Origin of the sequence: Caenispirillum bisanense (assembly GCF_900230255.1) — a bacterium.
Classification (GTDB): Bacteria; Pseudomonadota; Alphaproteobacteria; order Rhodospirillales; family Rhodospirillaceae; genus Caenispirillum; species Caenispirillum bisanense_A.
The window spans coordinates 16,606-34,994 of the sequence record NZ_OCNJ01000012.1; the positions used below are offsets into that span (position 1 = coordinate 16,606).

17 protein-coding genes and 1 tRNA gene are annotated in these 18,389 nt (G+C 66.5%); 7 read left to right on the top strand and 11 right to left on the bottom strand.

Annotated features, from left to right (window positions below; genetic code table 11):
* Window positions 1–11: 11 nt before the first annotated feature.
* Window positions 12–2,453 (top strand): DNA topoisomerase (ATP-hydrolyzing) subunit B, encoded by a 2,442-nt coding sequence (gyrB, locus tag CRP50_RS20895; protein WP_097281139.1) that lies wholly within the window; start codon window positions 12–14, stop codon window positions 2,451–2,453.
* On the opposite strand, the gene CRP50_RS26565 is transcribed toward gyrB, so the two are convergent.
* The 4 genes from CRP50_RS26565 to CRP50_RS20905 form a co-directional block, all read right to left on the bottom strand.
* Window positions 2,454–3,149: a HEPN domain-containing protein gene (locus CRP50_RS26565; protein WP_141415215.1), complete on the bottom strand. Its 696-nt coding sequence runs from the start codon at window positions 3,147–3,149 to the stop codon at window positions 2,454–2,456. It lies immediately after the preceding gene.
* Window positions 3,136–3,672 carry a hypothetical protein gene (locus tag CRP50_RS25280; RefSeq protein ID WP_141415216.1) on the bottom strand — a complete coding sequence of 179 codons (537 nt, stop codon included), beginning with the start codon at window positions 3,670–3,672 and terminating at the stop codon, window positions 3,136–3,138. The genes CRP50_RS26565 and CRP50_RS25280 overlap by 14 nt, the downstream gene beginning before the upstream one ends.
* Window positions 3,665–4,504, bottom strand: coding sequence for a ParA family protein (locus tag CRP50_RS20900; protein ID WP_097281140.1), 840 nt, complete (start codon window positions 4,502–4,504; stop codon window positions 3,665–3,667). The genes CRP50_RS25280 and CRP50_RS20900 overlap by 8 nt, the downstream gene beginning before the upstream one ends.
* Window positions 4,505–4,626: 122 nt before the next feature.
* On the bottom strand, window positions 4,627–5,097 hold the full coding sequence (locus CRP50_RS20905) for a CoA-binding protein (RefSeq protein ID WP_097281141.1): 471 nt from the start codon (window positions 5,095–5,097) through the stop codon (window positions 4,627–4,629).
* Window positions 5,098–5,278: 181 nt separating this feature from the next.
* Between CRP50_RS20905 and CRP50_RS20910 the strand changes: the two genes are divergently transcribed.
* Window positions 5,279–6,127 carry a hypothetical protein gene (locus tag CRP50_RS20910; RefSeq protein WP_097281142.1) on the top strand — a complete coding sequence of 283 codons (849 nt, stop codon included), beginning with the start codon at window positions 5,279–5,281 and terminating at the stop codon, window positions 6,125–6,127.
* Between the two features lie 61 nt (window positions 6,128–6,188).
* Here CRP50_RS20910 and CRP50_RS20915 read toward each other — a convergent pair.
* Window positions 6,189–6,264, bottom strand: a tRNA-Ala gene (locus CRP50_RS20915).
* 198 nt (window positions 6,265–6,462) lie between these two features.
* Complete coding sequence (locus CRP50_RS20920; RefSeq protein WP_097281143.1) at window positions 6,463–6,789, bottom strand: TIGR02300 family protein; 327 nt, start codon at window positions 6,787–6,789, stop codon at window positions 6,463–6,465.
* A 256-nt stretch (window positions 6,790–7,045) separates the two neighbouring features.
* On the opposite strand from CRP50_RS20920, the gene aroA reads away from it, so the two are divergent.
* From aroA to rpsA, 3 genes are all read left to right on the top strand, one after another.
* The gene (gene aroA / locus CRP50_RS20925) at window positions 7,046–8,419 is read left to right on the top strand and encodes a 3-phosphoshikimate 1-carboxyvinyltransferase (RefSeq protein ID WP_097281144.1); all 1,374 of its coding nucleotides are present in this window, start codon (window positions 7,046–7,048) and stop codon (window positions 8,417–8,419) included.
* Window positions 8,416–9,054, top strand: coding sequence for a (d)CMP kinase (gene cmk / locus CRP50_RS20930; protein ID WP_097281145.1), 639 nt, complete (start codon window positions 8,416–8,418; stop codon window positions 9,052–9,054). Before aroA ends, cmk begins: the two co-directional genes overlap by 4 nt.
* 206 nt (window positions 9,055–9,260) lie before the next feature.
* Entirely contained in the window at window positions 9,261–11,069 is a 1,809-nt protein-coding gene (gene rpsA, locus CRP50_RS20935) for a 30S ribosomal protein S1 (protein WP_281257959.1), read from the top strand.
* 87 nt (window positions 11,070–11,156) lie between these two features.
* On the opposite strand, the gene CRP50_RS20940 is transcribed toward rpsA, so the two are convergent.
* Window positions 11,157–11,969: an NAD(P)H-dependent oxidoreductase gene (locus CRP50_RS20940; RefSeq protein WP_097281147.1), complete on the bottom strand. Its 813-nt coding sequence runs from the start codon at window positions 11,967–11,969 to the stop codon at window positions 11,157–11,159.
* Between the two features lie 95 nt (window positions 11,970–12,064).
* Here CRP50_RS20940 and CRP50_RS20945 point away from each other — a divergent pair, with 95 nt between their 5' ends.
* A complete protein-coding gene (locus CRP50_RS20945) occupies window positions 12,065–12,991 on the top strand; it encodes a LysR family transcriptional regulator (RefSeq protein WP_097281148.1) in 927 nt (308 codons plus the stop codon).
* 13 nt (window positions 12,992–13,004) lie between these two features.
* On the opposite strand, the gene CRP50_RS20950 is transcribed toward CRP50_RS20945, so the two are convergent.
* The 4 genes from CRP50_RS20950 to CRP50_RS20965 form a co-directional block, all read right to left on the bottom strand.
* A complete protein-coding gene (locus CRP50_RS20950; protein WP_097281149.1) occupies window positions 13,005–13,766 on the bottom strand; it encodes an enoyl-CoA hydratase/isomerase family protein in 762 nt (253 codons plus the stop codon).
* Window positions 13,763–15,067 (bottom strand): phenylacetate--CoA ligase family protein, encoded by a 1,305-nt coding sequence (locus CRP50_RS20955; RefSeq protein ID WP_097281150.1) that lies wholly within the window; start codon window positions 15,065–15,067, stop codon window positions 13,763–13,765. Before CRP50_RS20955 ends, CRP50_RS20950 begins: the two co-directional genes overlap by 4 nt.
* Window positions 15,064–15,756: a TetR/AcrR family transcriptional regulator gene (locus tag CRP50_RS20960; protein ID WP_097281151.1), complete on the bottom strand. Its 693-nt coding sequence runs from the start codon at window positions 15,754–15,756 to the stop codon at window positions 15,064–15,066. The genes CRP50_RS20955 and CRP50_RS20960 overlap by 4 nt, the downstream gene beginning before the upstream one ends.
* A gap of 78 nt (window positions 15,757–15,834) precedes the next feature.
* Window positions 15,835–16,575, bottom strand: coding sequence for a response regulator transcription factor (locus CRP50_RS20965; protein WP_217992097.1), 741 nt, complete (start codon window positions 16,573–16,575; stop codon window positions 15,835–15,837).
* 453 nt (window positions 16,576–17,028) lie between these two features.
* On the opposite strand from CRP50_RS20965, the gene urtA reads away from it, so the two are divergent.
* Window positions 17,029–18,312 (top strand): urea ABC transporter substrate-binding protein, encoded by a 1,284-nt coding sequence (gene urtA / locus CRP50_RS20970; protein ID WP_097281153.1) that lies wholly within the window; start codon window positions 17,029–17,031, stop codon window positions 18,310–18,312.
* Window positions 18,313–18,389 lie beyond the last annotated feature (77 nt).

Sequence of the window (18,389 nt, forward strand, 5' to 3'; positions counted from 1 at the left end):
AGAGTGTGACCATGAGCGAACCCCAGGCCGTCCCCGTCTACGACTCCAGCTCGATCAAGGTTCTGAAAGGGCTGGAGGCGGTGCGCAAGCGCCCCGGCATGTACATCGGCGACACCGACGACGGCTCGGGCCTGCACCACATGGTCTACGAGGTGGTGGACAACGCCATCGACGAGGCGCTGGCCGGCTGGTGCGACCGCTCGGAAGTCATCCTCAACGGCGACGGCTCGGTCACGGTGCGCGACAACGGCCGCGGCATCCCGGTGGACATCCACAAGGAGGAAGGCGTGTCGGCCGCCGAGGTCATCATGACCCAGCTGCACGCCGGCGGTAAGTTCGACCAGAACAGCTACAAGGTCTCGGGCGGTCTGCACGGCGTCGGCGTGTCGGTGGTGAACGCCCTGTCGGAATGGCTCGACCTGCGCATCTGGCGCGACGGCAAGGCCTATTACGCCCGCTTCGAGAACGGCGAGACCGCCAAGCACCTGGAAATGGTGGGCGACGCGCCGTGGGATGCGCGCCGCAACCAGCCGCAGTCGGGCACCGAGGTCACCTTCAAGGCCAGCCCCGACATCTTCACCATCACCGAGTACGAGTTCGCGACGCTGGAACACCGCCTGCGCGAGCTGGCCTTCCTCAACTCCGGCGTCTACCTGGTGCTGGAAGACCGCCGCCACGCCGAGCCCAAGCAGACCGAATTCCACTACGAGGGCGGCATCGAGGCCTTCGTCCGCTACCTCGACCGCGCCAAGCAGTCGCTGCACGAGCCGCCCATCGCGGTGGCCGGCGAGCGCGACGGCATCACCGTGGAGGCGGCCCTGGAATGGACCGACGCCTACCACGAGACCATGCTGTGCTTCACCAACAACATCCCGCAGAAGGACGGCGGCACCCATCTGGCCGGCTTCCGCGCCGCGCTGACGCGCACCATCAACGCCTATGCCACCGAAACCGGCCTGCTGAAGAAGGAAAAGGTGCAGCCGACCGGCGAGGACATGCGCGAGGGCCTGTCGTGCGTGCTGTCGGTGAAGGTGCCCGACCCCAAGTTCTCCAGCCAGACCAAGGAGAAGCTGGTCAGCTCCGAGGTCCGGCCGGTGGTCGAGACCATCGTCGCCGACAAGCTGGCCCAGTGGTTCGAGGAACACCCGCAGGAAGCCCGCAAGATCGTCGGCAAGGTGGTGGAAGCCTCCGCCGCCCGCGAGGCCGCCCGCCGCGCCCGTGAACTGACCCGCCGCAAGGGCGCACTCGACATCGCGAGCCTGCCCGGCAAGCTGGCCGACTGCCAGAACCGCGACCCGGCCGCCTCCGAACTGTTCATCGTGGAGGGCGACTCGGCCGGCGGCTCCGCCAAGCAGGGCCGCGACCGCGCCTTCCAGGCCATCCTGCCCCTGCGCGGCAAGATCCTGAACGTGGAGCGCGCGCGCTTCGACAAGATGCTGGGCAGCCAGGAAATCGGCACGCTGATCACCGCGCTCGGCACCGGCATCGGGCGCGACGACTTCACGCTGGAGAAGCTGCGCTACCACAAGATCATCATCATGACCGACGCCGACGTCGACGGCAGCCACATCCGCACCCTACTGCTGACGTTCTTCTTCCGTCAGATGCCGGATCTGGTGGAGAAGGGGCACCTCTACATCGCCCAGCCGCCGCTCTACAAGGTGACGCGCGGCAAGTCGTCCACCTACCTGAAGGACGACCGGGCCATGGAGGAATTCCTCATCGGCACGGCCATCGACGACTCGGTGCTGACCCTGAACACCGGCGCCCAGATCAGCGGCAACCACCTGCGCGAGCTGGTGGAGAAGGGCCGCCAGGCCAAGACGCTGCTCGGCAACATGACCCGCCGCGTGCCCATGCGCCTGCTGGAACAGGTGGCCATCGCCGGCGCCTTCAACCCGGAGACGCTCGCCGATCCCGCCAAGGGCCAGGCCGCCGCGCAATACGTCGCCCGCCGCCTGGACCTGCAGGAGGACGAGCACGACAAGGGCTGGACCGGCGAGGTGCGCGACGACGGCGCCATCGTGCTGAAGCGCACCCTGCGCGGGGTGACGGAAACCCACGTCATCGACGCGCTGGCCGTCCACAGCTCGGAAGCCCGCCGCCTCAACGGCATGGCGCAGGAACTGGGCGAGTATTACGGCAAGGTGGCGATGCTGAAGATCAAGGACGCCGAGCGCCAGATCCGCGGCCCGGTCCAGCTGCTCGACAGCTTCATCGAGGTCGGCCGCAAGGGCCTGTCCATGCAGCGCTACAAGGGCCTGGGCGAAATGAACCCGGACCAGCTGTGGGAAACGACGCTCGACCCCAACGCCCGCAGCCTGCTGCAGGTGAAGATCGCCCACGCCGACGAAGCCCAGGAGGTGTTCTCCACCCTCATGGGCGACGTCGTGGAACCGCGGCGCGAGTTCATCCAGGAGAACGCGCTGAACGTGACGAATCTGGATGTTTAGCTACTGGAGAGTCCGTCGTAGCTGCCTTGGTAGTCCCGATAGCACTATGTCACGGTGTTGATAGGGAAGGCTGCGAAAGGCGTCTTTTTCTAGTAAACTGGTAGCAATATGTATGTTTGCGCAGCACCGGCTGGCGGTGCTGCCAAACTTCTTCCAAAGACCTTCCTCAAAAAAAGGATAGTGGTTTAAGTGGAGCGCCAGCGTCATCTTGGTGGGGTCGGCGGTGTGAGTGTACGTACAAAGAACGCTATATTCTGCGCGAAGGTTATCAAGCGCCGGCACAATTGACCGATGCGAAGTATTTAGGCGAGCTCGCGTATCAGAAAACAGCTCGTGGACGGATGTGTGGTTAGGCGTGCCTCCACATCTAATCAGTATATATTTGATCGCATTCTCCACCGCGCTCCTCAAAACAATGGCGGCACTTTTATAGATTCCTTGGCTCCCAACCAATACGGCTTGGCATAAATCCGAAACGCACTCCGCAAAGTATAAGAATTTTAGATTCTCGTCTGAGCCTTCCCTCGCACCTCCCGCCGCTGTCGCAAGAGGCTGTATCCAGATCATAAGGTGATAAAGCCTTTTATGTATTACTCTCAAAGGGGCTATAAATTCTGGACCCCCTGCGGCCTGTGCTAAGCTGTAATTTTCTATAAATATGGTGAGGTCGGCGAAAGATTTGTCAATATCCGTCATCTTTGGTTTCCCCGATGAGCTCCTGTATTATCTCGTTCCATCCCTTTTTCTCAATTCTGCTGGCCGCAATCAGATAATTTCTTCCGGAGCTTCCGGATGCTATTTTCGAGAGGGCCCGCGCGATTTTTTCCAGTCTTTGATCGTCTGCTTCCGCAGTATGGCACACTATGTGGCCAATAATTTCGTATTTAGATTTTTTCTCCCACCTTGGTATTTTTGCGTTAAGTACGGTCGCAGAGAAATCTGCTATGTCTTCATTGTTCGGAAATAGTCTTTCATCCGAAAACATTACAGGAAGAACACCTACAAGCATCTGCTTGTTAGGGTTGTCAGGCATGAACTCGTCGAATCTGTAGCTCTTGGTGTTGCTGTGGTTCTCAGGTGATAGAAGGGGTTTTAGCATATACTTGAAGTCTATGTCCCGATTTGACTCAAGGAGCCAGTGAAGCTCCTCAATAAATCGAGCAAATTTTCGAGGGTCTTGGGACCGGCTTCTGGGTCGTCTCTTCTGCTCTTCACTCATCGCCAATTCTCTCTAAGAATTCTTTGGCAACATTGGCCAGGAGTCTTTTGCTCTCAGCGTCCTGCAGGTCTAGGATCTGTTGCTGGGAAAATTGCCCTCTTGCTATGGCCGTCCTTTTGGGAAGGTGTGCGTTAAAACGCTTCCCACGCCACACGTCGTTGCCGTCCAGAAAGCTCTTCGCTTCACGGAACACATTGGTGTTGATTTCCGCAATCGTCAACACCACGCCGAGCAGCGATATCGGATGCCCGAAGTTCTCCGAGCAGCGGTGAATGACGCCCCTTAGTAGATCGATGCCTGTCGTTGACAGAGGTTCTGGCTTAACGGGAACTAAATAGTAGTCTGAGGCGATTAGGGCGCTCATCATCCAAGCCGATGGCGTCGGAGGTGTGTCAATAATCACATAATCATATTTTTCTTTTGCCTTGGTGGCGTCTAGGTATCGCTTCAGGCGCTGCTCGCGCCCTTGCCCTGTTCCCATTTCCAGACGGTATAGCTCAAGGTCGCCAATTATAATATGGAGGCGGTCTTTTGCGACGGTGGGGCTGATCTCCTCCAGCGGGCGTGAATCGCGCCTTGTCGTTCCAGAAACTACAGACACGTACGAGTTGGGCGAATCATTAAATATATCGTGTATCGTCGGGACGCCCTTTTGCCTTAGTTCGATATATTCGCTTCCCGAGAAAAGGCATTGAGTAGCATTGAACTGCGGGTCCAGGTCAACTAGCAAGACTTTCTTGCCGTGCCGCTGCGTCAGCGCATCGGCCAAGTTTACTGCGAGAGTAGTCTTGGCGACGCCGCCCTTCATATTGACAATGCTAATAACCTTCATGCTTACCCTCCTGGCTTATGCGAAATATAAGGAGGGTGCAGTAAATTGGTGGATGCATCAAGAGGTTGCCGGCGGCTCTAGCGCGAACTGGTTTCCTTCTAGCAGCCGCCCGCTCCATCCTCTCACCCCAACCTCTCCGCCACCTCCGCCGCATCCAGCCCCATGACCACCCGCACGCCGGCGCTTTCGGCCAGGCGGGCGGCTTCGGGGTTCCAGGTGCCGGGTTCCAGCCACAGCACCTTCACGCCCAGCTTCTCGCGGTGCTCGGCGATGCCTTGGGCGGCGAACATCGCGTCTTCCGGGCCGCCGAACACCTGCAGCATGTCGAACTTGCTCGGGATGTCGAACAGGCTCGCCGGCACCACCTCGTTCACGTGCATCTCGCCGGCCAGGTTGGGGTTCACCGGGATGATGTGGTAGTCGCATTCCTTCAGGCGCTGGACGTAGGCGGCGCTCTCGTAGTCCGGGTGGAAGCCCAGCACGGCCACCTTGAACACGTCGTGCAGGATCTCGCGCAGGTACTCCTCGGGGTAGGCGATCTTGTCGTTGGGGTCCTCGGGGACGACGGACGGATCGTGGCGGAACTCGACCATGGCGGGCCTCCGGTGCGTGAGGAACGGGGGTTCTGTTCCAGCAACGCGCGACCGCGCCCGCCCGTGCCCGGCCCGGCCTCCGCGCCAAAAGGTAGAATGTCCGCGATCATTCGGTGTAGATATGGTTCATGCTTCGCCGACATGGGGGCGGCGGGGCGCCTATCGCATCGGGGATCAGCACGTGAGCTATCTGAAGCAGTGGCAGGCCGCCAAGAAGCAGTTCGAGACGGCCACCGGCAAGAAGAAGCCGAGCGAGAGCCTGCTCGGCGTGTTCCGCAAGTCGAGCGGCCTGGAGTCGGCCTGCAAGACCCTGGACGCGGCGCTCGCCAAGCCGACGCTCGACAGCACCGAGAAGGCCATGGTGGTCTTCATGAAGGCGCGCGAAGACTACGTCAAGCAGCTGGAAAAGGCCGACAAGGCCGACAAGGGCGACGACTACCGCAAGGAGATCGCCAAGCTGTCGGAGGCGCTCGACTCCATCCTCATGGACTACTCGGTGCAGAAGCAGGAGGCGCTGAACAACGCGCCGCGGCCGCTCACCGACATCCTCGGCCGCCACGCCAAGGACCTGTGCAGCGCCGACTTCCTGAAGAAGCCGGGCGTGAAGTGGTTCGCGACCGCCAAGGAGGTGCAGCTGTCGGGCGTCGACGGCAAGCCGCTGCCCGAGGCCATCGCCTGCCAGAAGGCCTTCCTCGCCTGCATGAAGAAGTACGACACCGCCGTGAAGGGCGCCAAGGCCGCCTGCGGCAAGTCCTTCGTGGTCAAGGCCGGCATCAAGGAGGCGGTGAAGCAGATCGGCCTCATCACCGACGCCGTCTCGCCCATGACCGACGGCGCGCGCTACCACTACATGATGTGGGTGGAAGCCCAGGGCAAAGCCTTCCGCGACGCCGGCCGCGCCGGCGACATGCGCGCCTTCATCGAACAGGGCCCGCTCAGCGCCAAGATCGCCGCCGTCGGCACCCTGCTGGAAGACGAGGCCGGCCGCCTCAACGACCTGGAAGCCGACATCCGCGACCTGCACCGCTGACGGGGCAGGGGTTCGAAAGCACGAAGCCCGCCGCGGTGTCCCGGCGGCGGGCTTCGGTATCTGGTGGAGCTGAGGGGAATCGAACCCCTGACCTCTACAATGCCATTGTAGCGCTCTCCCAACTGAGCTACAGCCCCGTCTGGTAATCCCTCCGGCCGGTTGGGTCGGCCCGAGGACGCGGAACCTACTCGCTTCGCCGATGGCCTGCAAGCGAAAAAATCACCTGCCGTCGCATCGTCTTCGCCGCCGGTCCCGCCGCCGCGTCCGGCGCGGCCCGACGGGGGTCGGGCGGCGCCGGGGGAGCGGGCGGAGGAGCCCCTGGGCGGGGCCCCGCGTCAGGTTTCGTCGTCTTCGCTTTCGACGTGCTCCATCACCTCCGACATGTCCTCGTCGTCCTCGCCGAGGTCGGTGGTGTCTTCGATCACGTCCTCGTCGTCGTTGTCCTCGACGCCGAGATCTTCCTCTTCGGTCTCGTCGTCGGGCACGGCGACCTTGGCCGGCTTGGCGACCTTGGTATCCTTGGTGCGACGGATCTTCAGCGGCACTTCCGCTTCGTTCTCGGCGCCGCACTTCGGGCAGATGATGGGCGACTTGTTCAGATCATAGAAACGGGCGCCGCAGTGCGTGCAGGTCCGCTTCATGCCCCATTCCGGTTTCGCCACGCGGTGGTCCTCCCACTCCAACTAGCTCGACTGTCTGGTCTCTCAGGGACCGGGCATTTGCCATGATCGCCCCGGCCTGTCAAAGCCAAATGGCGCACCCGGCGGGCTGGAGGTCCCGCTGTGTTCTTGTCATGGATGCCGGGCCTGCGCAATGCCCTGTTGGCATGCTTCCCCTGTGTGGTAAACACAGGCTCCCGCGCCGCCCAATATAGTGCAGACGGCGGCGCCGCAAGAGATAAAGCGGAAGAGACGACCAATGAGCACCGCCGCCCCTTCGCCGCGCGCCCTGCGCTCCGACGCCGTCGCCGGCCTGTCCGGCGAACTGCGGGTGCCGGGCGACAAGTCCATTTCGCACCGCTCGCTCATGCTGGGCGCGCTGGCCGTCGGCGAGACGGTGGTGCGCGGCCTGCTGGAAGGCGAGGACGTGCTGGCCACCGCCGCCGCCATGCGCCAGCTGGGCGCCGAGGTGGTGCGCGAGGACCACGCCGGCGAGGCCGTGTGGCGCGTCTGGGGCCGCGGCATCGGCGGCCTGACCGAGCCGGCCGACGTGCTCGACATGGGCAATTCGGGCACCAGCGCGCGCCTGCTCATGGGCCTGCTCGCCACCCACCCCATGACCAGCGTCATGACCGGTGACGCATCCTTGCGCCGTCGCCCCATGAAGCGGGTGACCGAGCCGCTGAGCCGCTTCGGCGCCGAGTTCTGGTCGCGCGAAGGCGGCCGTCTGCCGCTGGCCGTCAAGGGCACCGGCGAGGCCGTGCCGGTGACCTACGAAACCCCCGTCGCCAGCGCCCAGGTAAAAAGTGCGGTGCTGCTCGCCGGTCTCAATGCGCCGGGCGAGACGACGGTGATCGAGACGACGGCAACCCGCGACCACACCGAACGCATGCTCGGCCACTTCGGCGCCAGCCTGACGGTGGAGCCGCACGGCCCGACGGGGCGCCGCGTCACCCTGGTCGGCCAGCCGGAACTGCGCGCCGCCCCCGTGGTGGTGCCGGGCGACCCCAGCTCGGCCGCCTTCCCGGTGGTGGCGGCGCTGATTACCGGCGACAGCCACCTGATCCTGCGCAACGTCGGCACCAACCCGCTGCGCTTCGGCCTCTACGAGACGCTGAAGGAAATGGGCGCCGACATCATCCTGCTGAACGAGCGCGTCGAGGGCGGCGAGCCCGTCGCCGACCTGGAAATCCGCTCCACCGGCCTGACCGGAATCGACGTGCCGGCGGACCGCGCCGCCTCCATGATCGACGAATTCCCCATCCTGGCGGTCGCCGCCGCCTGCGCCTCGGGCACCACGCGCATGAACGGCCTGGGCGAGCTGCGCGTCAAGGAATCCGACCGCCTGACCGCCATGGCCGAGGGCCTGGCGGCCTGCGGCGCCACGGTGACGGTGGAAGGCGACGACCTCATCGTCGAGGGCACCGGCGAGCCGCCGCGCGGCGGCGCCACCATCGCCGTCAACCTGGACCACCGCATCGCCATGAGCTTCCTGGTGCTCGGCATGGTGACGCGCGAGCCGGTGGCGGTGGACGACGCCTCGGCCATCGACACCAGCTTCCCCGGCTTCGCCCGCCTGATGAACGACCTGGGTGCCCGCATCCGCCCGCTGACGGAGACCGCCGCCCCATGATTGTCGCCATCGACGGCCCCGCCGCCTCGGGCAAGGGAACGCTGGCCCGCCGCCTTGCGCGGCACTTCGGCTTTGCCTATCTCGACACCGGGTCGCTGTATCGCGCGGTCGGCTTCGCCGTGCTGCAGGCGGGCGGCGATCCGGCCGACGAGGCGACGGCCGAGGTCGCCGCCCGCTCGCTCGACCCGGCCCTGCTGGACGATGGGCGCCTGCGCACCGACGACGTGGCCCAGGCGGCCAGCAAGGTGGCGGCCATTCCCGCCGTGCGGGCGGCCCTGCTCGACTTCCAGCGCCGCTTCGCGGCGGCGCCGCCCGACGGTGCCAAGGGGGCGGTGCTCGACGGGCGGGACATCGGCACGGTGGTCTGCCCCGACGCCGATCGCAAGATGTTCGTGACGGCATCCATCGATGTGCGCGCGAAACGGCGATTCAAGGAGTTGCGCGAAAAGGGACTCGACGTTATAGAGTCCGCGGTTCGCCAGGACATGGTGAACCGCGATGCGCGCGACGCAGGCCGCTCTGTGGCGCCCCTGGCGCCGGCGGAGGATGCTCTGGTGTTCGACACCAGCGATCTCGATGCCGAGCAGGTCTTCGCGCTGGCCGTCCGCTACGTGACCGACGGCAGGCTGGGGTGACGGGGTAACCCGGCGGCCCATTCGGCGTTTCGGCAGTCCGCTGCCGCCCGGCCTTGCTAGGGCGGCGGCAGAAAGATTTTCACCGACCCGACCGGGTCGGCGGCGCGCAAGCGCCGGGAGCCCTTAGCGGCGCCTGAGCGTGCCGTCTGTCCCCCGACCCGCCAGGGTCGGAACAGGGGCGGCGGCAGAGGTAAAGAGGGAACGACATGGGCGGTGGCTCCGGATGGTCCGGGGTGCCGCATAAAGACCGCCGGATACAACCGGTCGGCCGGAAAGACCAGTACACACGAAAGGAAGAAGTGAACATGGCTGAAGCCGCTGCCGATTTCGGCATGGAAGATTTCGCCTCCCTGCTCGACGAGAGCCTGGGTCGTGAGGCGGGCCTCGAGGGCACCGTCATCCGTGGCACCGTCGTTTCCGTGGACGGTGACTTCGCGCTGGTCGACGTGGGCCTCAAGTCCGAGGGCCGCATCAACCTGAAGGAATTCTCGCGCGCCGGTGAAGAATCCGCGCTGCGCCCGGGCGACGTGGTCGACGTGTACGTCGAGCGCTACGAAGACCGTGACGGCATCATCGTGCTGTCGCGCGACAAGGCGCGCCGCGAAGAGGCCTGGAACGTTCTCGAGACCAAGTTCAACGAGAACCAGCGCGTCGACGGCATCATCTTCGGCCGCGTCAAGGGTGGCTTCACGGTCGACCTGTCGGGCGCCGTCGCCTTCCTGCCGGGCAGCCAGGTGGACATCCGCCCGGTGCGTGACATCACGCCGCTGATGGGCAACCCGCAGACCTTCCAGATCCTGAAGATGGACCGCGCCCGCGGCAACATCGTGGTCAGCCGCCGCGCCGTGCTCGAAGAGAGCCGCGCGGAAGAGCGCGCCAAGCTGATGGCCGGCCTGAAGGAAGGCATGATCCTCGAAGGCGTGGTGAAGAACATCACCGACTACGGCGCGTTCGTGGACCTGGGCGGCGTCGACGGCCTGCTGCACGTCACCGACATCTCGTGGAAGCGCGTCAACCACCCGACCGAGGCGCTGTCCATCGGCCAGACCGTCAAGGTGCAGGTCATCCGCTTCAACCCGGAAACCCAGCGCATCAGCCTCGGCATGAAGCAGCTGGAAGCCGATCCGTGGGAAGGCGTGCAGGCCAAGTACCCGGTCGGTACCAAGTTCATGGGCCGCGTGACCAACATCACCGACTACGGCGCCTTCGTGGAGCTGGAGCCGGGCGTGGAAGGTCTGGTGCACGTCTCCGAAATGTCGTGGACCAAGAAGAACATCCACCCGGGCAAGATCGTCTCCACTTCGCAGGAAGTGGAAGTCATGGTGCTCGACGTCGATCCCGAGAAGCGTCGCATCTCGCTCGGCCTCAAGCAGTGCCTGGGCAACCCCTGGGAAGACTTCTCGGCCAAGTTCCCGCCGGGCACCGTCGTCGAAGGCGAGATCAAGAACATCACCGAATTCGGTCTGTTCATCGGCCTCGAGGGCGAGATCGACGGCATGGTCCACCTCTCCGACCTGGACTGGAAGATGTCCGGCGACGAAGCGGTCAAGGACTACAAGCGCGGCGACGTGGTGAAGGCGAAGGTTCTCGACGTCGACACCGAGAAGGAGCGCATCTCGCTCGGCATCAAGCAGCTGGCCGAAGATCCGTTCGAGCGCGCTGCCGATGGCCTGCGCAAGGGCCAGATCGTCACCTGCGTCATCACCGCGGTGCAGGACAACGGCATCGAGGTGGACGTCGGCGGCATGGGCACGGCCTTCATCCGCAAGTCCGACCTGTCGCGTGAGCGCAACGACCAGCGCCCCGAGCGCTTCGCCGTCGGCGAGAAGGTCGATGCCAAGGTGACCGCGCTGGACACCAAGAACCGCAAGATCTCGGTCTCCATCAAGGCCCGCGAGATCGACGAGGAGAAGCAGGCGATGGCCGAGTACGGTTCGACCGACTCCGGCGCGTCGCTGGGCGACATCCTCGGCGCCGCCCTGCGTCAGAAGCAGGAAGAGACCAAGGAAGACTAACGTCCTCCACGGTTCTCCGGCGTGCATACGCCTGAGGCAGACGCCCCGGTCCGCGAGGACCGGGGCGTTCGTCTTTGTGGGGATGGGTCAGGCCGTCCCGGCGGCGGCGGGCTCGTCGGCGTCGCGCAGGTGCAGCCGGAACCCTGCCGCCCCGGGCGCGCCGAGGTCGGCGCGCAGCCGCAGGCTGGGGATGTGGTAGTCGCCGCCGTTCTGCCGGCGGTAGGGGATCGGCGCGGTGGTCTCAAGGGTCCGCATCCTGTCGCGCAAGGCGCCGGCCATGGCGTCGAACCCGGCCGCGTCGAGCCGGTCCACCCGATAGGCGACGAAGGGCGGCAGCACGTCGAAGCCGGGGTAGTAGAGGATGCCGTGGTTGATCGGGAACAGCAGGTCGTCCATGGGGCCGTTGATCCCGCGCGCGGAATAGTGCTCGTCCCAGCCGCCGGTGGTGACGATCAGCATGGCCCGCTTGCCGGCGAAGCGGCCCTCGCCGAAGCGGTCGCCCCAGTGCCGGTCGCTGTGCTCGCCGACGCCGTAGGCGAAGCCGTAGGAATAGACGCGGTCGACCCAGCCCTTGAGGATCGCCGGCATGGAATACCACCACAGCGGAAACTGGAGGATGAGCGCGTCGGCCCAGTCCAGCTTGTCCTGCTCGGCCCGCACGTCGTCGGTGAGCGCGTCGGCGGCGAAGGCGGCACCGGAGGCGGCGGCCACCTTCAGGCGCTGGTCCGGCGGCAGCGAGGGGAAGTCGGCGCGGTCGACCGCGGATTTCCACCCCATGGCGTAGAGATCGGACACCTGCACCGCGTGCCCTGCGGCCTGCAGATCTTGGATTGCCGCGTCGCGCAGGGATGCGGCGAGCGACCGCGGTTCCGGGTGGGCGAAGACGAGAAGCACGTTCATGACCATCGTCCGGTTGTTGTTGGAGCCGGCCGGCAGCCTAGCGCCCCTCCGACTGATCCGGTATTCATGGGCAATGGATAAGATCGTGCCGAAAAATGAATAGATCCGACGTCACCCTCGACCGCATGCGCACCTTCGTCCGCGTCTCCGAGCGGGGCAGCCTGTCGGCCGTGGCGCGGGACCTGCGCGTCGGCCAGGCGACCGTCACCCGGCGCCTGCGGGAGCTGGAGGAGGCGCTCGGCGTGTCCCTGCTCAGCCGCACCACCCGCCGCGTCACGCCGACCGAGGAAGGCCGGCGGTACTATGCGCACTGCGTGCAGATCCTGCGGCTGGTCGAGCAGGCGAACGAGGAAATCGCGGAAACGCGCGGCGCACCGTCGGGCACCGTGCGCCTGTCCTGCACGGCCACCCTCGGCGTTCTGCACGTCACCCGGATGGTCTTCGCGTTCCAGGCGCGCCATCCGGCGATCCGCGTCGATCTGAGCCTGACCGACGATCGCATCGACCTCGTGAAGGAGGGGGTGGACGTCGCGTTGCGCCTCGGCCCCCTGACCGACAGCTCGATGAAGCTGCATCGCCTCGGCGACAGCGCCCGGCTGATCGTGGCGGCGCCGGGTTACCTCGCGGCGCACGGGCGCCCCGAGACGCCGGAGGACCTCGCCGCGCACAACGTCATCCGCATGTCGAACGTCGCCGGCAGCGAAACGCTCGTCCTGGAGGGGCCGGAGGGGCGACGGCACAGCGTTCCCGTCGCGGGCGATCTGCGGGTCGACCATGGTCTGGCGGCGCGCGAGGCGTTCCGGGCCGGACGCGGCATCGGCCCGGCCCACCGGTGGCTCGTGGAAGACCTGCTGGCGGAGGGTGCGCTGGAGCCCGTGCTGGCGGACTACGCCCTTCCGCCCACGCCGCTCAACATGCTCATCGTGCCGGAACGCGCCGCGATCGCCCGTGTCCGGCTGCTCATCGACACGCTGGTCGAGGAGATCCGGCGCCTGCCGGGGATCGCGACGACCGGCGCGTGATGCGGCGCGCGCGTCAGAACGCCTGCAGGCGGCGCGTCGTCTCGGGGTCGAGGAAGCCGGCGACGGTGGCGTCGGTCTCCAGTTGCAGGGCGCGATGGAAGTCGGTGGTCGCCGTCTGCGTCAGCACCCGCTTCATGGCCCGCACCGCCAGCGGCGGCAGGGCGGCGAGGCGTTCGGCGACGGCCTGGGCCTCCTGCGGCAGGCGCTCGTCGTCCACCACCTTCCAGGCGACGCCGGCGGCGAGCAGTTCGGGTGCGGTGTAGCGGTCGCCGAAGTACAGCATCTCGCGCGCCTTCACCGGCCCGACGAGGGCCGGCAGCAGCGCGGTGACGGCGCCGGTGACGAACAGGTTCAGCGATACCTCCGGGAAGAAGGCGCGGGCGGAGCGGCCCCACAGCGGGAAGTCGCAGTTGATGGCCCATTCGAAGCCGCCGCCCACCGCCCACCCGTGGATGGCGCCGACCACCGGCTTAGGGCCGAGCACCATGGCGACGGTGGCGCGCTGGATGGCGTCCACTAGGTCGCGCGCCTCCTCCGGCCCGGCGGGGTGGACGTGGTCGCGGCGGTCGTCGCCGGCGCAGAAAGCGCGGCCCTCGCCGGTGAACACGATGGCGCGGGTGGCGGGGTCGGCGTTGGCGTCGTCGAAGGCGCGGGCGACGTCGTCGATCAGCGCCCGGTTCATGGCGTTCAGGCGTTCCGGCCGGTTCAGGGCGATGCGGCGCACGCCCTCGGCGACCAGGGTGGAGCGGACGGTGTCGTAGGGGAATTCGGTCATCGGTCGCTCCGGATCACGCGGCGGGTCTTGCCCTCGGTCAGCGGCAGGCTGCCCGGCGGCAGCAGGGTGACGCGGGCGGTGGCGCCGAGCTGGGTCTTCACGGCGGCCTCGATGCGGGCGGCGAGGCCGGGGCCGGCAACTTCGCCGGCGGCCAGTTCGGCATGCACCGGCAGCACGTCGTAGGGCGGCGGGCCGGGCAGCACGATGCGGTAGTCGCCCGACAATTCGGCGAAGCGGCCGATCACCGCCGCCACCATGGTCGGGAACATGTTCAGGCCGCGCACCACCACCATGTCGTCGCTGCGCCCGACGACGCGGAAGCGGAAGCCGGTGCGGCCGCAGGTGCAGGGGGCGGTTTCGTCCACCGCGATGATGTCGCCGGTGCGGAAGCGCACCAGCGGCTGGCAGTCGCGCACCAGGTGGGTGAGCACCAGCTCGCCCTGGCTGCCGGCGGCCAGCGGTAGGGGCTGTTCGGTGTCGGGGTCTATCAGCTCCGGCCACAGCACGTCGGCGGCCAGGAAGTGCAGGCGGGTGTCGTGCGGGCATTCGGCGGCAAAGTTGGAGAACACGTCGGAGACGCCGTAGTTGGCGTTGCGCGGCTCCATGCCCCACACACCGCGCAGGCGGGTGCGGAAGGCGGGGTCGTCGAGCCCAGGCTCACCGCCGAACAGCCCGAGCCGCAGGCCGAGGTCGCGCGGGGCGAGGCCGGGGAAGCGCTCCGCCAGCACCCGCTCCAGCACCGCCGGGTAGGACGGCGTGCAGGAGATGGCGTCGATGCCGACCTCGCGGATGGTGCGGATGAGCAGGTCGGTGTTGCCGACGCCGAAGGGCACCACCAGGGCGCCGGTCGCCTCCAGCGTCATGTGGTCGGTCACGCCGCCCATCCACATCTGGTAATTGAGGCAATGCACGACCGTGTGGCCGGGGCCGAGGCCCGCCGCACCGTGGCAGCGTCCGCCGACCACCTGGGTGATGTGACAGTCGCGCGCCGACAGGGCGAGGTTCATGGCCTGCCCCGTGGTGCCGGAGGTGCGATGCAGCCGCACCGCCTGCGCCCGCGGCGCCGCCAGATAGTCCCCGAAGGGCGGTTGCGCCGCCTGGGAGAGGCGCAACTGGCTCTTGTCCGACAGCGGCAGGGCGGGCAGGTCGCGCAGATCCTCGGGCGGGGCGGCGCCCAGCCACAGGTCGCGGTAGAAGGCGGAGCGCTCCGTCACATGGCGGCGCTGCGCCTGCCACAGCGCCTGCTGGTGGGCGTGCAGCACGTCGGGGGCAGCGAAGGGGCCGTCGGGCAGCAGGCTCATGGCGTCATCCCCCGCTTCCAGATGAGGGTGAGGGTATTGATCACCGTGTCGTCGTCGCCCGACAGGGCGGCCAGCGTCGGATCGCGGTGGACGTGCAGGGCGACGAGGTACTGGTCGACCATGCCGCCGAGGGCATAGGCGCGGCGCAGCAGCTCGTCGCGGTCGGGCAGGGCGCGGCCGGCGGCGGCGGCGTCTCGCCGGGCCGCCTCGGCCACCGTCTGCGCCCATTCGCGGTTCAGGCGCTGGAAGGCCTCGCGCGCCTCGGGAAAGCCTTCGAGCCCGGCGGTGAGGCAGCGCATGAGCCCGACGTTGCGAGCGAACAGCGCCACATAGGCGGCGGTGGCCGGCCGCACCCGGTCGAGCCCGGCGCTGCCGCCGCTGCGCCCGGCGGCGCGCATCACGGCCTGCACGAAGGGCACGAAGTCGGCCAGCACGGTGCCGATCACGGCGTGGATGTCCTTGAAGTAGATGTAGAAGGTGCCGTGCGCGATACCGGCGGCGCGGCAGATGTCGGCGACCTTCAGGTGCTCCGGCGGGCCGTCGTCGAGCAGCCGGCACACGGCGGCACGAATGGCCGCCCGCGTCCGCTCCGCCTTCCGCCCGCCCGCCGCCGCCTGCTCCAGCACATCGGCAAAGGCGCTGTCGGGGGAGGGCGGGTCGGGCAGGGCGAGGGGTGGGGCGGCGGACATGGGCGGCTCCTAGAAATGACGTTGATATCATTTTCAGGAAAAGAACCTGCCGTCAAGTGGTCGGTGGGGGCAGCGGGATCAGGGGAGGCCCCGCTCCACCCGCGCCGCGAACCTATAGCCGTGGCCGCGCAGGGTTTCGATCAGGGTGCCGTCGTCGGCGAGCTTCTTGCGCAGGCGGCTGACCAGGATGTCGACGGAGCGGGCGCCGGCGTCGGGCTTCTTGTCGTCCACCGCCGCCGCCAGGACGTCGCGGCCGAGCAGCTGGCCGGGGTGGTCGAGCAGGACGCACAGGAGGTCGAACTCGGCTCCCGTCAGGGCGGCGTCGCGGCCGTCGGTGGAGACCAGGCGGCGGTTGGCGCGGTCCATCACCCAGCGGCCGAACGACAGCACGTCGGGCGCCACCATGTCGAGGTTGCCGCCGGAGCGGTCGAGCACGTTGCGCACCCGCGCCAGCAGCTCGCGCGGGAAGAAGGGCTTGGTGATGTAGTCGTCGGCGCCGAGCTCCAGGCCGCGGGCGCGGTCTTCGGGCTCGTCGCGGGCCGTCACCATGATGATGCCGAGGCGGGAGCGGGCGCGCAATTGGCGCGCCACCTCCAGCCCGTCGCAGTCGGGCAGGCCGAGGTCGAGCAGCAGCAGGTCCACCGGCTCGCGCTCCAGCACCGTCTGCAGGGCGAAGCCGTCGGCGACGGTCGTGACGGCGTAGCCGGCGTTGCTCAGGAATGCGGCAATCATCTCCCGCACCGCGCCGTCGTCTTCGACAACCAGAACATGCTTCTTGCCGATCATCTCGCGCGCCCCTTCCGCCTCCGCCGTCGTCATGGTGTCACGCGCCGCGGCGGGCGCCAACGGCGCTGTTGGGGTGGTCGCCGGGAAACGATCGCGAAACGGGGAGTGGATAAGTCACGTCGGACGTGGTCTCCTTAGACGGACCCAAGAAAAAATCCGGAAACATCCTGTTGATGCCGTGAATGGTCAGGAAAAAGTGGCGAGATGCTCTGGATGATCCACGCTCATACACTTTCCGGAAACGTTCGTAAAGCCGCTATCGCTGCTGCGGATATTGTATTTCCGCCGTGCTTCTGATGTGAGCATTTCGCAATTTTGCCTCAATCTTGCGCAGCGGCGCCCGCTGTTTTGGCAATGCAGCATGAATTGCGCCCGCTTTCGCGGCAGTGCAGCGACGTCCGGCCAAGGGGATCAAGGCCTTACGGGCTTTGGCACGGAACCTGCCAAAGAGGGCCCGTGATCCACTTCCTGGCGAGGACGCAACCGATGAAGCGTATCCGTTCCCTCATTGCCGGAGCCCTCTGTCTCTCGGGTGTCGCCGGCCTGGCGATCCCGGCGCAGGCGGCCGAGACCATCAAGGTCGGCATCCTGCATTCGCTCTCCGGCACCATGGCGATTTCCGAGACGACCCTGAAAGACGCCATGCTGATGCTCATCGACGACCTGAACGCCCAGGGCGGCCTGCTCGGCATGAAGGTGGAGCCGGTGGTGGTCGACCCCGCGTCCGACTGGCCGCTGTTCGCGGAAAAGACCCGCGAACTGCTGGAGAAGGAAAAGGTGGCGGCGATCTTCGGCTGCTGGACCTCGGTGTCGCGCAAGTCCGTGCTGCCGGTGGTGGAAGAGCTGAACGGCCTGCTGTTCTACCCGGTGCAGTACGAAGGCGAGGAAAGCTCGCGCAACATCTTCTACACGGGTGCCGCCCCCAACCAGCAGGCCATCCCGGCCGTCGACTACCTGATGAACGAGCTGGGCGTGCAGCGCTTCGTGCTGGCCGGCACCGACTACGTCTATCCGCGCACGACCAACAAGATCCTCGAGCAGTACCTCAAGGACAAGGGCGTCGCCGCCGACGACATCATGATCAACTACACGCCGTTCGGTCATTCCGACTGGCAGACCATCGTGTCCGACGTGAAGAAGTTCGGCTCGGCGGGCAAGAAGACGGCCGTCGTCTCCACCATCAACGGCGACGCCAACGTGCCGTTCTACAAGGAACTGGCCAACCAGGGCATCAAGGCCCAGGACATCCCCGTCGTCGCCTTCTCGGTGGGTGAAGAGGAACTGGCCGGCATCGACACCAAGCCGCTGGTCGGCCACCTGGCCGCCTGGAACTACTTCATGAGCGAAGACGCGGCCGTCAACGACGCCTTCATCAAGAAGTGGCACGCCTTCATCAAGAACGACAAGCGCGTCACCAACGACCCCATGGAAGCCCACTACATCGGCTTCAACATGTGGGTCCAGGCCGTGAAGCAGGCCGGCACCGCCGACGTCGACGCCGTGCGCCAGGCCATGTACGGCCAGAAGGTGCCGAACCTGACCGGCGGCATCTCGGAAATGCTGCCGAACCACCACATCACCAAGCCGGTGCTCATCGGCGAGATCCAGCCGGACGGCCAGTTCGCCACCGTGTGGCGCACCGACGGCCTGGTGGCGGGCGACGCCTGGTCCGACTTCATCCCCGAATCGGCCAAGCTGACCGCCGACTGGACCTACCCGTGGGTCTGCGGCAACTGCGAGAAGCCGACCTACGCCCAGGCCGGCATGTGATCGCCGCCCGGTCGCACCCGACCTGACCTGACCTACCCCCGGCGGCGGCCTGCCTCTCTCTCTCGCCAGGCCGCCGC

Coding starts and splice junctions, on each gene's coding strand:
- gyrB (WP_097281139.1), top strand. CDS start 12: ATGAGCGAACCCCAGGCCGTCCCCGTCTACGACTCCAGCTCGATCAAG.
- CRP50_RS26565 (WP_141415215.1), bottom strand. CDS start 3,149: ATGACGGATATTGACAAATCTTTCGCCGACCTCACCATATTTATAGAA.
- CRP50_RS25280 (WP_141415216.1), bottom strand. CDS start 3,672: ATGAGTGAAGAGCAGAAGAGACGACCCAGAAGCCGGTCCCAAGACCCT.
- CRP50_RS20900 (WP_097281140.1), bottom strand. CDS start 4,504: ATGAAGGTTATTAGCATTGTCAATATGAAGGGCGGCGTCGCCAAGACT.
- CRP50_RS20905 (WP_097281141.1), bottom strand. CDS start 5,097: ATGGTCGAGTTCCGCCACGATCCGTCCGTCGTCCCCGAGGACCCCAAC.
- aroA (WP_097281144.1), top strand. CDS start 7,046: ATGAGCACCGCCGCCCCTTCGCCGCGCGCCCTGCGCTCCGACGCCGTC.
- cmk (WP_097281145.1), top strand. CDS start 8,416: ATGATTGTCGCCATCGACGGCCCCGCCGCCTCGGGCAAGGGAACGCTG.
- rpsA (WP_281257959.1), top strand. CDS start 9,261: ATGGGCGGTGGCTCCGGATGGTCCGGGGTGCCGCATAAAGACCGCCGG.
- CRP50_RS20940 (WP_097281147.1), bottom strand. CDS start 11,969: ATGAACGTGCTTCTCGTCTTCGCCCACCCGGAACCGCGGTCGCTCGCC.
- CRP50_RS20945 (WP_097281148.1), top strand. CDS start 12,065: ATGAATAGATCCGACGTCACCCTCGACCGCATGCGCACCTTCGTCCGC.
- CRP50_RS20950 (WP_097281149.1), bottom strand. CDS start 13,766: ATGACCGAATTCCCCTACGACACCGTCCGCTCCACCCTGGTCGCCGAG.
- CRP50_RS20955 (WP_097281150.1), bottom strand. CDS start 15,067: ATGAGCCTGCTGCCCGACGGCCCCTTCGCTGCCCCCGACGTGCTGCAC.
- CRP50_RS20960 (WP_097281151.1), bottom strand. CDS start 15,756: ATGTCCGCCGCCCCACCCCTCGCCCTGCCCGACCCGCCCTCCCCCGAC.
- CRP50_RS20965 (WP_217992097.1), bottom strand. CDS start 16,575: ATGACGACGGCGGAGGCGGAAGGGGCGCGCGAGATGATCGGCAAGAAG.
- urtA (WP_097281153.1), top strand. CDS start 17,029: ATGAAGCGTATCCGTTCCCTCATTGCCGGAGCCCTCTGTCTCTCGGGT.